General features: G+C 67.9%; 14 protein-coding genes. All 14 read left to right on the plus strand.

Annotated features, from left to right (window positions below):
- Nucleotides 1-66: 66 nt before the first annotated feature.
- From HV742_RS12250 to rpiA, 14 genes are read left to right on the plus strand one after another with little or no spacing between them, the layout of a single operon-like run.
- Nucleotides 67-231, plus strand: coding sequence for a hypothetical protein (locus HV742_RS12250; RefSeq protein ID WP_155877857.1), 165 nt, complete (start codon nucleotides 67-69; stop codon nucleotides 229-231).
- 17 nt (nucleotides 232-248) lie between these two features.
- A complete protein-coding gene (rpe, locus tag HV742_RS12255) occupies nucleotides 249-947 on the plus strand; it encodes a ribulose-phosphate 3-epimerase (RefSeq protein WP_011516253.1) in 699 nt (232 codons plus the stop codon).
- A gap of 9 nt (nucleotides 948-956) precedes the next feature.
- A complete protein-coding gene (locus HV742_RS12260; RefSeq protein ID WP_155877856.1) occupies nucleotides 957-1,100 on the plus strand; it encodes a hypothetical protein in 144 nt (47 codons plus the stop codon).
- Nucleotides 1,101-1,126: 26 nt separating this feature from the next.
- The gene (locus HV742_RS12265) at nucleotides 1,127-2,224 is read left to right on the plus strand and encodes a class 1 fructose-bisphosphatase (RefSeq protein ID WP_011516254.1); all 1,098 of its coding nucleotides are present in this window, start codon (nucleotides 1,127-1,129) and stop codon (nucleotides 2,222-2,224) included.
- Between the two features lie 32 nt (nucleotides 2,225-2,256).
- Nucleotides 2,257-3,141 carry a phosphoribulokinase gene (locus tag HV742_RS12270; RefSeq protein WP_011516255.1) on the plus strand — a complete coding sequence of 295 codons (885 nt, stop codon included), beginning with the start codon at nucleotides 2,257-2,259 and terminating at the stop codon, nucleotides 3,139-3,141.
- Nucleotides 3,141-5,195, plus strand: coding sequence for a transketolase (gene tkt / locus HV742_RS12275; RefSeq protein ID WP_011516256.1), 2,055 nt, complete (start codon nucleotides 3,141-3,143; stop codon nucleotides 5,193-5,195). Before HV742_RS12270 ends, tkt begins: the two co-directional genes overlap by 1 nt.
- A 1-nt stretch (nucleotide 5,196) precedes the next feature.
- The gene (locus tag HV742_RS12280) at nucleotides 5,197-5,928 is read left to right on the plus strand and encodes an HAD-IA family hydrolase (protein ID WP_011516257.1); all 732 of its coding nucleotides are present in this window, start codon (nucleotides 5,197-5,199) and stop codon (nucleotides 5,926-5,928) included.
- Complete coding sequence (gene gap / locus HV742_RS12285; protein WP_011516258.1) at nucleotides 5,925-6,932, plus strand: type I glyceraldehyde-3-phosphate dehydrogenase; 1,008 nt, start codon at nucleotides 5,925-5,927, stop codon at nucleotides 6,930-6,932. Before HV742_RS12280 ends, gap begins: the two co-directional genes overlap by 4 nt.
- Nucleotides 6,929-8,119 carry a phosphoglycerate kinase gene (locus HV742_RS12290; RefSeq protein ID WP_011516259.1) on the plus strand — a complete coding sequence of 397 codons (1,191 nt, stop codon included), beginning with the start codon at nucleotides 6,929-6,931 and terminating at the stop codon, nucleotides 8,117-8,119. The genes gap and HV742_RS12290 overlap by 4 nt, the downstream gene beginning before the upstream one ends.
- Entirely contained in the window at nucleotides 8,116-8,934 is an 819-nt protein-coding gene (locus HV742_RS12295) for an HAD-IA family hydrolase (protein WP_011516260.1), read from the plus strand. Before HV742_RS12290 ends, HV742_RS12295 begins: the two co-directional genes overlap by 4 nt.
- Before the next feature lie 59 nt (nucleotides 8,935-8,993).
- On the plus strand, nucleotides 8,994-10,031 hold the full coding sequence (fba, locus tag HV742_RS12300) for a class II fructose-bisphosphate aldolase (protein WP_011516261.1): 1,038 nt from the start codon (nucleotides 8,994-8,996) through the stop codon (nucleotides 10,029-10,031).
- A 14-nt stretch (nucleotides 10,032-10,045) separates the two neighbouring features.
- Nucleotides 10,046-11,464: a pyruvate kinase gene (gene pyk, locus HV742_RS12305; RefSeq protein ID WP_011516262.1), complete on the plus strand. Its 1,419-nt coding sequence runs from the start codon at nucleotides 10,046-10,048 to the stop codon at nucleotides 11,462-11,464.
- 35 nt (nucleotides 11,465-11,499) lie between these two features.
- On the plus strand, nucleotides 11,500-12,318 hold the full coding sequence (gene tpiA / locus HV742_RS12310) for a triose-phosphate isomerase (protein ID WP_011516263.1): 819 nt from the start codon (nucleotides 11,500-11,502) through the stop codon (nucleotides 12,316-12,318).
- On the plus strand, nucleotides 12,318-12,977 hold the full coding sequence (gene rpiA / locus HV742_RS12315; protein WP_011516264.1) for a ribose-5-phosphate isomerase RpiA: 660 nt from the start codon (nucleotides 12,318-12,320) through the stop codon (nucleotides 12,975-12,977). Before tpiA ends, rpiA begins: the two co-directional genes overlap by 1 nt.
- Nucleotides 12,978-13,026 lie beyond the last annotated feature (49 nt).

Raw genomic sequence — 13,026 nt, forward strand, 5'->3', positions numbered from 1 at the left:
CTTTCTGTTATTCATCACAGCGATTAATGTTCGTCCGTACCCCGGATCCCTTCTCAGGAGAGTTGAATGAACAGCCCGCTTGACTCCCGCTTGGCGGCCGACGCCACCCAGATCAACCAGCCGACGGACGAGCCCCGCGTCGGCCTCGCGCGCCAGGAGGGCGCGGGCCGCGACATTCGCTACACGGCGCATTCGTGCGCGACCGACCGCGCCGAAGCGCAGCGCTACTGAACGAGGACTGCCGCAGCATGACCATGCACCGCATCGCCCCCAGCATCCTCAGCGCCGACTTCGCATGCCTCGGTGACGAGGTACGCGGCGTGATCGCCGCCGGCGCCGACTGGATTCACTTCGACGTGATGGACAACCATTACGTCCCGAACCTGACGATCGGCCCGGCGGTGGCGAAGGCGCTCAAGCCCCACACGCGGCGCGCCGACGGCAGCTCGGCGCCGCTCGACGTGCATCTGATGGTGCACCCGGTGGACACATTGGCGGCCGAGTTCGCGCAAGCCGGGGCCGGCCTCATCAGCTTTCATCCCGATGCCAGCGTTCACGTGGACCGCACCCTGCAGCTGATTCGCGGGGCCGGCTGCAAGGCCGGTCTGGCCTTCAATCCGGCCGCGCCGCTGGACGTGCTGGACTGGACCCTCGACAAGATCGACCTCGTGCTGATCATGAGCGTCAACCCCGGTTTCGGTGGGCAGAGCTTCATCGACAGCGCGCTGCGCAAGATCGAGAGCGCCCGGCGTCTCATCGACCAGTCCGGCCGCGACATCCGTCTGCAAGTCGACGGCGGTATCAAGGTCGACAACATTCGTCGTGCCGCCGATGCGGGCGCCGACACTTTCGTGGCCGGCAGCGCGATCTTCGGCCAATCGAACTACAAGGCCGTCATTGATGCCATGCGGGCCGAACTGGCCGCGCCGATGGGCAAGGTGGCGTGAGGCTGGCGCATGGACGCACCCCTACCTCTGTATCGCATGCGCCAGACCAGCCGCCTGTTCGCCGATCGTAACCGCGTGCTCGACCAGGTCGCGCTCACGACTCTTGCCGCGGCGGACATCCGGGTCAGCCGGGTGTTCGCCGCGGCAACCTGACACTGAACCACTCCGAGGACTCACCCATGCCACTGTCCCACCGCCAGACCCTGACCCGCTACCTGATCGAGGAACGACGCCGCTTCCCCGAGGCCAGCGGCGAACTCAACGCGCTGATCCTCGATGTGGCGCTGGCATGCAAGGCGCTGGCCCGCGTCGTGTCGTTCGGAGAACTCGGCGACGCGTTGAGCGACGGTTCCGCTGCGCCCACGGGGGGGGGCATCAACGTGCAGGGCGAGGTGCAGAAACCGCTGGACGTGCAGTCCAACGAGATGTTCATCCGCATGAACGAGTGGAACGGGCAACTCGCCGGCATGGCCAGCGAGGAGATGGAGGAGCCGTACCTGATCCCGAGCTCTTACCCGCGCGGCAAGTACCTGCTCGTGTTCGACCCACTGGACGGCAGCAGCAACATCGACGTCAACGTCTCCATCGGCAGCATCTTCTCGATCCTGCGCGCCCCGGCCGACGTGGTAGCCAGCGGCCGCGACGTGACCGAAGCGGACTTCCTGCAGCCCGGCGCCGCACAGGTCGCCGCCGGCTACACGATCTACGGGCCGACGACGCAACTGGTGCTGACCGTCGGCAATGGTGTCGCGGCCTTCACGCTGGACCCCAACCTCGGCGAGTTCTTGCTGACGCGCAGCGACATCCGCGTACCCGAGCAGACGCAGGAGTTCGCAATCAACTCCAGCAACAGCCGGTTCTGGGAGCCGCCGGTCAAGCGCTACGTCGACGAATGCCTGGCCGGCAAGACCGGGCCGCGCGGCAAGGACTTCAACATGCGCTGGGTCGCGAGTATGGTCGCCGAGGCGCATCGCATCCTCATGCGCGGCGGTGTCTTCATGTACCCGCGCGACACCAAGGATCCCGCCAAGCCCGGTCGTCTGCGGCTGCTGTACGAGGCGAATCCGGTCGCAATGCTGATGGAACAGGCCGGCGGCCGCGCCAGCACGGGGCGCGAGCCGATCCTGGGGGTCAGTCCGACGGCGCTGCATCAGCGCATCGGCTTGATCTTCGGCAGCAAGGATGAAGTCGAGCGCATCGAGCGCTATCACCAGGAGCCGGCGTCCAACGAGGCCGCCGCACCGCTGTTCGCCGAACGCAGCCTGTTCCGCGACTGAACCGAACACGAGCCACCCTGCGAGTCCACACCATGTCAGAAAAACACCCCATCATCGCCATCACGGGCAGTTCCGGCGCCGGCACGAGCTCGGTGACGCGCACGTTCCAGAACATCTTCCGGCGCGAAGGCGTGAAGGCAGCCGTCATCGAAGGCGACAGCTTCCACCGCTACGACCGCAAGGGGATGAAGCTGCACCAGGCCGAGGCCGAGAAGTCCGGCAACACGCACTTCAGCCACTTCGGGCCGGAGAACAACTTGCTCGTCGAGCTCGAACAGCTGTTTCGCGGCTACAGCGAGAGCGGCACCGGCAAACGCCGCAAGTACCTGCACGACGACGACGAGGCCGCGCCGTACAAGCAGGAGCCGGGCACCTTCACGCCGTGGGAGGACCTGCCTGCCGACACCGACATGTTGTTCTACGAGGGACTGCACGGGGCGGTGGTGACGCCTGAGGTGAACATCGCCAAGCACCCCGATTTGCTGGTCGGCGTGGTGCCGGTGATCAACCTCGAGTGGATCCAGAAGCTGTACCGCGACAAGAAGATGCGCGGTTACTCGACCGAGGCGGTGACCGACACCATCCTGCGCCGCATGCCCGACTACGTCCAGTACATCGTGCCGCAGTTCTCGCAGACGCACGTCAACTTCCAGCGCGTACCGGTGGTGGATACGAGCAACCCCTTCATCGCGCGCGACGTCCCGAGTGCCGACGAGAGCCTGTGCGTAATCCGCTTCGCCAACCCCAAAGGCATCGACTTTCAGTACCTGCTGAACATGATCCACAACTCGTGGATGAGCCGCGCCAACACGCTCGTCGTGCCCGGCGGCAAGATGGAGCTGGCGATGCAGTTGATTTTTACGCCGTTTATCTGGCGCATGATGGAACGGCGCAAGCGCGCCCTGGGAGTCCTGTGATGGCCAGTACCTCTGCCGACCGCGTGCTGCGCCCCGAGAGCGGCCGCTACGACGAACTCGCCAACGCGCTGCGCGCCCTGGCCATGGACGCCGTTCAGCAGGCCAACTCCGGCCACCCCGGCGCGCCGATGGGCATGGCCGAGATGGCCGTCGCGCTGTGGAGCGGTCATCTGCGCCACAACCCGGGCAATCCCGGGTGGCCCGACCGCGACCGGTTCGTCTTGTCCAACGGGCATGCGTCGATGCTGCTGTATGCCTTGCTGCACCTGAGCGGCTACGACCTGCCGATCGAGGAACTGCAGCGCTTCCGGCAACTGCACAGCAAGACCCCGGGCCACCCCGAGGTGGGCCTCACGCCCGGCGTGGAAACCACGACCGGCCCATTGGGCCAAGGTTTGGCGAACGCGGTCGGCATGGCGCTGGCCGGGAAGTTGCTGGGCGACGAGTTCAACCGCCCGGGACATGTCGTGGTCGACCACCACACCTACGTCTTTCTCGGCGACGGCTGCCTGATGGAAGGCATCAGTCACGAGGTCTGCTCGCTGGCTGGCGTGTGGAGGCTCAACAAGCTGATCGCGCTGTACGACGACAACGGCATCTCGATCGACGGTGCGGTCGATGCCTGGTTTCGCGACGACACCGCGGCACGCTTTCGAGCCTATGGCTGGAACGTGATCGGCCCGATCGACGGCCACGACGTCGTGGCGATCGGGCGTTCCATCGCCGACGCGCGGCGCTCTGCCGACCGGCCCACGTTGATCGTGTGCCGCACCACCATCGGCCGCGGCTCCCCGGGACGCGCCGGTACGGCCAAGGCCCATGGCGAACCGCTCGGGGCCGACGAGATTGCCGCCACGCGCGCCGCCATCGGGTGGCACGAGGCTCCGTTCGAAATTCCGGATACCGTGCGTGCGCGCTGGAGCGCGCGCGATCTGGGCGCCAGGCGCGAAGCTCAGTGGCGCTTGGGCTTCGAGGCCTACCGGAGCGAATATCCCGCACTGGCCGCGGAGTTCGAGCGCCGGATTGCCGGCGACCTGCCGTCGTCGTTTCATGAAGCCGCGTCGGCAGCGATGATCGAACTCGGTCAGGCCACCACGCCGGTCGCCTCACGCAAGGCTTCGCAGCAAGCGCTGGCGATGCTGGCGCCCAAGATCCCCGAGATGCTCGGCGGCAGTGCCGACCTCACGGGCTCTAACCTGACCGACTTCCCGGGCTGCGGTGCCGTGCGGGCCGGCCAGCCCGGCGGGCGCCACGTCAACTACGGCGTGCGCGAGTTCGGCATGGCGGCGATCATGAACGGGCTGGCGCTGCACGGCGGCTTCATTCCGTACGGCGGCACCTTCCTCACCTTCAGCGACTACAGCCGCAACGGAATTCGCATGGCCGCGCTGATGAAGCTGCGCGTGGTTCATGTCTTCACGCACGACTCGATCGGCCTGGGCGAGGACGGCCCGACGCACCAGGCCGTCGAGCATGCCGCGAGCTTGCGCCTGATCCCCAATCTCGATGTCTGGCGGCCCTGCGACGCCGCCGAGACCGCGGTGGCCTGGGCGTTCGCGCTCGAGCAACGCACGCGCCCCAGCGCGTTGCTGCTGTCGCGGCAGAACCTGCCGCCGCAGGCGCGCACTGCGGAGCAGGTCGCGCAGATCCGTCGCGGCGGTTACGTGCTCTCCGACCGACCCGAGCCGCAGGTGGTGCTGATCGGCACCGGCTCCGAGGTGTCCATCGCGATGGAGGCGCAGCGCCTTCTCGATGCGGTGGGCATCGCGGCGCGGGTGGTCTCGTTGCCCTGCAGCACCCTCTTCGATCGGCAGGAGGCCGCCTGGCACGAGCAGGTGCTCGGCCGGGGAATCCCGCGCATCGGCGTCGAAGCGGGCGTCACCTCGTGGTGGGGCCAGTACCACTGCGTCGCCGCGCTGGGGGTGAACAGCTTCGGCGAGTCGGCGCCCGGCCCGCAGGTGTACGAGCACTTCGGCCTCGACGCCAAGGCGCTGGCCGACCTGGCACGCGAAGTGCTGGCGCGCGAAGTGCGGTTCGTCCGGTCCAGGAGCTGACATGCGCTACGACATCGTCAGTTTCGATCTCGACGGCACGCTGGTGGACACGGCCGCCGAGATTGCCGAGGCCGCCAATCGCGCGCTCGAGTCGCATGGGATCGCGCGGCGCCCTGTGTCGGAAGTGACCGTGCTGATCGGCGCCGGCACGCGCGAGCTCATGCTCAAGCTGTTGGCCCGCGTCATGATCGAGCAGCCCCATCTCGCCGACCGCGTGCACCCGGACCAGGTGCTCGCCAGCATGGACGAACACTATGCGGTGACCACCGGCACCTCCAGCGTGCCGTACCCGGGCGCGCTCGAGGCCCTGAGTGCGCTCAAGGCGGCCGGCATCAAGCTGGCCTGCGTCACCAACAAGGAATTCCGGCATGCCGAGCGCGTGCTGCGCGTGCACCGGCTCGACGCCTATTTCGACCTGGTGGTCGGCGGCGACTCCCTGCGCGTGAAGAAGCCCGATCCGGGCGTGCTGCGTCATGTCGTCGAACGACTCGGTGGTAGTACGGACCGAACCGGACACGTCGGCGACTCGCGCGTCGACGTCGAGGCAGCCCGCAATGCGGGAGTGACCGCATGGGCCGTCCCCTACGGCTACAACGCCGGGCAGCCGATCGAAGATGCGTATCCCGAGCGCCTGTTCCCGAGTCTCGCTGATCTTGCGCAGCATGTACTCGCCGGCCGGTCCGGCGCACCTTGCGTTTCGCTCACTTCAACCCAACCCACTATCTCATCATGACTATTCGCATCGGAATCAACGGCTTCGGTCGCATCGGCCGCATGGTGTTTCGCGCCGCCGTGCAGGACTTCAAGAACGACATCGAGGTGGTCGCGATCAACGACCTGCTCGAACCCGACTATCTCGCGTACATGCTGCGGTACGACAGCGTGCACGGCCGCTTCAAGGGCGAAGTGGTCGTCGATGGCGGCACGCTGGTCGTCAACGGCCGCAAGATCCGGCTCACCGCGGTAAAGGATCCCGCCGCGCTCGCCTGGGGCGATGTCGGCGTCGACGTGGTCGTCGAGTCGACGGGCCTGTTCCTGACGCACGACACCTGCCAGAAGCACCTCGACGCTGGCGCCAGGAAGGTGATCCAGAGCGCACCCAGCAAGGACGACACGCCGATGTTCGTCTATGGCGTCAACCACACCCAGTACGCCGGTGAGAAGATCGTCAGCAACGCGAGCTGCACCACGAACTGCCTGGCGCCGGTGGCCAAGGTGCTCAACGACAGTTTCGGCATCAAGCGCGGCATGATGACCACCGTGCACGCCGCCACCGCCACGCAGAAGACCGTGGACGGCCCGAGCAACAAGGACTGGCGCGGCGGCCGCGGCATCCTCGAGAACATCATCCCCTCGTCCACCGGCGCCGCCAAGGCGATGGGCCGGGTGATCCCGGCGCTGAACAACAAGCTCACCGGCATGGCGCTTCGCGTGCCGACCAGCGATGTGTCGGTGGTCGACCTGACCGTCGAACTCGCCCAGGAGACGAGCTACGAAAAGATCTGCGCGGCGATGAAGGCGGCGAGCCAGGGCGCCATGAAAGGCGTGCTCGGGTACACGCAGGACAAGGTGGTTTCGACCGACTTCCGCGGCGAGGCCTGCACCGCGGTGTTCGACGCCGAGGCCGGCATCATGCTCGACTCGACCTTCGTCAAGGTGGTGGCCTGGTACGACAACGAATGGGGCTACTCGAGCAAGGTGCTCGAGATGGTGCGCGTGATGGGAGCGTCGCGGTGAACGTGTTGCGCTTCGCCGACCTCGTCGCCCAGGGCCGCGTGTGCGGCCAGCGCGTCTTCATCCGCGCCGACCTCAACGTGCCGCAGGACGATGCGGGGAACATCACCGAAGACACGCGCATCCGCGCCTCGGTGCTCTGCATCCGCATGGCGCTGGACGCCGGCGCGGCGGTCATGGTCACCTCGCACCTCGGCCGCCCGACCGAAGGCGAGTTCAAGCCCGAGGACTCGCTCGCGCCGGTGGCCGCACGGCTCGCCGCGCTGCTCGGGCGGCCGGTGCCGCTGAAGTCGAACTGGGTGGGTGGCGTGGACGTGCAGCCCGGCGAGGTGGTGTTGCTCGAGAACTGTCGCCTCAACAAGGGCGAGAAGAAGAACAGCGAGGCGCTGGCGCGCCAGATGGCGGCGCTGACCGACATCTTCGTGCACGACGCCTTCGGCACCGCGCACCGCGCCGAAGCCTCCACCTACGGCATCGCGCAGTTCGCGCCGGTGGCTTGTGCCGGCCCTCTGCTCGCGGCGGAAATCGACGCGATCGGCAAGGCGCTGGCTGCCCCGAAGCGCCCGCTGGTCGCCATCGTCGCCGGCAGCAAGGTCAGCACCAAGCTCACGATCCTGCAAAGCCTGGCCAAGAACGTCGATGGCCTGATCGTCGGCGGCGGCATCGCCAACACCTTCCTGCTCGCGCAGGGCCTGCCGATCGGCAAGAGCCTCGCCGAGCCGGACTTGGTGGATGAGGCTAGGGCGGTGATCGACGCGATGAAGGCCCGCGGCGCCGAGGTGCCGATCCCGGTGGACGTGGTCTGCGCCAAGGCGTTCAAGGCCGACGCGCCGGCCACCGTCAAGGCCGTGGCCGAGGTGGACGACGACGACCTGATCCTCGACATCGGCCCGCAGACCGCCACGCTGCTCGCGCACAAGCTCGCGGCCGCCGGCACCATCGTCTGGAACGGACCGGTGGGCGTATTCGAGTTCGACGCGTTCGCCAACGGCACCAAGACCATCGCGCGCGCGATCGCGGCCAGCGACGCCTTCAGCATCGCCGGCGGCGGCGACACGCTCGCGGCGATCGCCAAGTATGGCATCGACAAGGACGTGGGCTACATCTCCACCGGCGGTGGCGCCTTCCTTGAGGTGCTCGAGGGCAAGACGCTGCCGGCCTTCGAGATCCTGGCCAGGCGCGCGCAATGACCACCGGAACGGCGGCAAGACCCAAGCTCGAGGCGCTGCTGTGGGACGTCGACGGCACCCTCGCCGAGACCGAGCGCGACGGGCATCGGGTCGCGTTCAACCTCGCCTTCGAGGCCTTCGGCCTGCCTTGGCGTTGGGACGATGCGCGCTATGGCGAGCTCCTGCGCGTGACCGGCGGGCGCGAGCGCCTGATGCACGACATGGACAGCCGGCCCGACGCACCGCCCATGGCGAGCGAGCGCGATGCGCTGGCGCGCGCGCTGCACGCGAAGAAGAACACCTTGTATGCTGAACTGGTTGCCGATGCCGGCATTCCGCTGCGCGACGGCGTTCTGGAACTGATGCGCGAGTGCCGCGACCACGGCGTGCGCATGGCCGTCGCCACGACCACCAGCCGCTCCAACCTCGAAGCCTTGTTGCGCAAGCACATGGGCAACCGGTGGGCCGGCTGGTTCGGTGCCATCGTGTGCGGCGAGGACGTGGAGCGCAAGAAGCCCGATCCCGAGGTCTTCGTCAAGGCCTTGCGGGCGCTGGGCGTCGGCCCACACCAGGCCGTCGCCATCGAAGACTCGCCCGGCGGCGTGGCGGCGGCGCGCGCCGCCGATTGCCCGGTGGTGGTCACCCGCAGCTTCTACTTCGCCAAGGCACCGATCGAGGGTGCCATCGCCGTCGGCCCCGGCCTGCACGCCCGCGAGGGCTGGCGCCCGGCGCTGGCCGCGCGGGTGAAGCCGCCGCAGTCGCAGGGGCAGCGCGTCGGCCTCGCCGACATCGCCGACTGGTTTGCGCAACGGGACACGATCTGCGACTACCCGTAGCGCACTTGCACTCGATCCAACGACTTCCTGAACCTTCAACGACTTACGGAGAATCCTTCATGGCCCTCATCTCACTGCGCCAAGTGCTCGATCACGCTGCCGAATACGGCTACGGCGTGCCCGCTTTCAATGTCAACAACCTGGAGCAGGTCCACGCCATCATGGAGGCGGCGCAGGAAACGCAGTCGCCGGTGATTTTGCAAGCCTCGGCCGGCGCCCGCAAGTATGCCGGCGAGCCCTACCTGCGCCACCTGGTGCTGGCGGCCGTGGAGATGCACCCCGACATCCCGGTCGTGCTGCACCAGGACCACGGCGCCTCGCCGGCGGTGTGCCAGCAGTCGATCCGCTCGGGCTTCACCAGCGTGATGATGGACGGCTCCCTGCTCGAAGACGCGAAGACGCCCGCGAGCTACGATTACAACGTCGACGTCACGCGCAAGGTCTGCGAAATGGCGCATTCAATCGGCGTCTCGGTCGAGGGTGAACTGGGCTGCCTGGGTTCGCTCGAAACGGGCGAGGCCGGCGAAGAAGACGGCGTCGGTGCCGTGGGCAAGCTCACGCACGACATGATGCTCACCAATCCCGAGGAGGCCAAGGACTTCGTGGCCCGCACTGGCGTGGATGCGCTGGCTATTGCCATCGGCACCAGCCACGGCGCCTACAAGTTCACCCGCAAGCCCACCGGCGACATCCTGGCCATCGAGCGCATCGCGCAGATCCACGCCGCGGTGCCGAACACGCACCTGGTGATGCACGGCTCCTCCAGTGTGCCGCAGGAGTGGCTGGCGATCATCCGCAAGTACGGCGGCGACATCAAGGAGACCTACGGCGTGCCGGTCGAGGAGATCCAGCGCGGGATCAAGAGCGGTGTGCGCAAGATCAACATCGATACCGACATCCGCTTGGCGATGACCGCGGCGATGCGCCAAGTGTTCGCCGAGCAGCCCAGCGAGTTCGACCCGCGCAAGGCGCTGCAGGCGGCCACTAAGGCCGCGCGCAGCGTGGTCAAGGCGCGCTTCGAGGCCTTCGGCTGCGCCGGGCAGGGGGCCCGCATCAAGCCGCTCCCGCTCGAAGTCATGGCGGCACGCTACGCGTGAAGGCCCGCCACACCATGCGCCGCAACCGCAACGCCAAGATCGTCGCCACGCTCGGCCCGTCCAGTTCCGACAAGGACACCATCCGCCGGCTGTTCGCCGCCGGTGTCGATGTCTTTCGCCTGAACTTCAGTCACGGCGACGAGGCGGCGCATCGGGCCAGCTTCGCCATCCTGCGTGAACTCGAGCGCGAGGCCGGCCGCCCGATTGGCATCCTGGCCGACCTGCAGGGTCCGAAGCTGCGCGTGGGCACTTTCGCCGCGGGTTCGGTGATGCTGGACGAATCGCAGCCGTTCCGCCTCGAGCTCGACACGGCGCCGGGTGACGCGCGCCGCGTCGGCCTGCCGCATCCGGAGATCTTCGCGGCGCTGGCGCCGGGCGCCGAACTGCTGCTCGACGACGGCAAGCTGCGGCTGATCGTCGAACGCTGCGGCGCCGACTTCGCCGATACGCGCGTGGTGGCCGGCGGCAAGCTGTCCGATCGCAAGGGCGTCAACGTGCCCGGCGTGCTGCTACCCATCAGCGCACTGACCGCCAAGGACCGGCGCGATCTGGCGCTGGCGCTGGACCTCGGTGCGGACTGGATCGCCCTGTCGTTCGTGCAGCGGCCCGAAGACGTCGTCGAGGCGCGAAAGCTGATCGGCGAACGCGCGGCCATCGTTGCGAAGCTCGAGAAGCCGTCGGCGGTCGAACAACTGGAAGCCATCGCCGAATGCGCCGACGCCGTGATGGTGGCGCGCGGTGACCTGGGCGTGGAGTTGCCGGCCGAGCGCGTGCCCGGGATACAGAAACGCATCCTCCGCACCTGCCGCCGGCTCGGACGGCCGGTGATCGTGGCCACGCAGATGCTTGAATCGATGGTGACGAGCCCGGTGCCTACGCGCGCCGAGGCCTCGGACGTGGCCACTGCGATCTACGACGGCGCCGACGCGGTCATGTTGTCCGCCGAATCCGCTGCCGGCCGCTATCCGGTCGAGGCGGTGGACATGATGAGCCGCCTGATCACCGAAGTGGAGGGCGATCCGCAGTACCTGCAGCTGATGAACGCGTCGCGCCCGAGCGCGCCGGCTGGCGCGGGTGCCGCCGACGCCGTGTGCTGCGCCGTGCGCCATGCCGTCGCGCTGATGCATGCGAGCGCCATCGTCTGCTACACGAGCTCGGGCCACACCAGCCTGCGTGTCGCCCGTGAGCGTCCCGAGGCGCCGGTACTGAGCCTGACGCCGCATTTGCGCGTCGCGCGCCGCATGGCGCTCGCCTGGGGCATCCACTCGGTGCACATCGAGGACGTGGCCGATGTCGATCAGATGACCGCGAAAGCCTGCGCGGTCGCCTGCCAGGAAGGATTCGCCCAGGGCGGGCAGACCCTCGTCGTCATTGCCGGCGTGCCGTTCGGCACGCCCGGCACGACGAATCTCATGCGCATCGCGACGGTGTGAATCCAGTCCCTCTTAACAGACCAAAGAGCCCCCCGATGGACCCGACCCCCCTCCCGCCGCACCCAGTTCGCGGCCAACGCCGACGACTGCTGGTGGCCGGCAACTGGAAGATGAACGGCAGTCTGGCCGGCGTACAGGCGCTGGCGGCGGCGATCGCCGACGGTGCCGTGGCACGCCTGGACCGTGTGCAACTGGTACTGTTCCCACCCTTTACCTACCTGCCCGAGGCGCAGCGCCGCCTGGGCGCCAGCGGCATGGCCTGGGGCGCACAGAACGTCTCGGGGCATGAAGACGGTGCCTTCACCGGCGAAGTATCGGCCCAGATGTTGCGGGAGTTCGGCTGCGCCTGTGTGCTGGTCGGCCACTCCGAGCGGCGCACGCTGTTCGGCGAGAACGACGCCGTCGTGGCGCGCAAGTTCCTTGCGGTCCGCCAAGCCGGAATGACGCCGGTGCTGTGCGTCGGCGAGTCGCTGCCGGAGCGCGAGCAAGGTGCGACCGAGGATGTGGTGGCGCGCCAGCTCCAGGCGGTGCTTGATCTGGCCGGGGCGAGTGCGTTTGCCGATGCGGTCGTGGCCTACGAGCCCGTGTGGGCGATCGGCACGGGCAAAACGGCCACACCCGCCCAGGCGCAGGACGTTCACGCCTTCATCCGTGGCCGACTGGCCGAGGCGGACCCGGCCATCGCAGCGTCGCTGCACGTCCTTTACGGCGGCAGCATGAAGCGAGCGAACGCACGCGAGCTGCTCGCCATGCCCGACATCGATGGCGGCCTGTTGGGCGGGGCGTCGCTGAACGTCGACGAGTTCATGGCCGTGGCCATCACGGCCCAGCGGCTCGCGCAGGAGAACACTTAATGACGCAGGACGAGATCAAGGCCATGGTCGCCCGTGCGGCGCTGCCGCACGTGCTGCCCGGCAGCATCATCGGCGTGGGTACCGGATCGACGGTGAACCACTTCATCGACGCGCTGTCCTCGCTTCGCGAGGGCATCGCCGGCGCGGTGTCGAGCAGCAATGCGACCACGGCCAGGCTGCGCGGGCATGGCATTCGAGTCCTCGAGGCCGGCGAAGTCGAACAACTGGCTCTGTACGTGGATGGCGCCGACGAGATCGACCCGCACGGTCACATGATCAAGGGTGGCGGTGCGGCGCTCACGCGCGAGAAGATCGTGGCCGACTTGGCGCAGCGCTTCCTGTGCATCGCCGACGCATCCAAGAAAGTCGAGGTGCTGGGACGGTTCCCGCTACCCGTCGAGGTGATCGACGTCGCCGCCACGCGCATCGCCCGCCGCTTCGCGGCGATCGGCGGCCGTGCCGTTCTGCGCAAGGGTGTCGTCACCGACAACGGCCACCCGATCCTCGACGTGCACGGCCTTGCCATCGCCGACCCGCCGGCGTTGGAGGCCGAGATCAACCAGTGGCCCGGCGTGGTGACGGTCGGACTGTTCGCGCGCCACCGCGCCCATGCGTGCCTGCTGGGCACCCCCGAGGGTGTGCTCACGCTGCAGTTCTGACTGCGTTAGAGATATGCGATCGTAATGCTCACGATTCGCTCATTTCAAG

It is taken from the genome of Achromobacter ruhlandii, assembly GCF_902859695.1.
Taxonomy (GTDB): Bacteria; Pseudomonadota; Gammaproteobacteria; order Burkholderiales; family Burkholderiaceae_B; genus Achromobacter; species Achromobacter ruhlandii.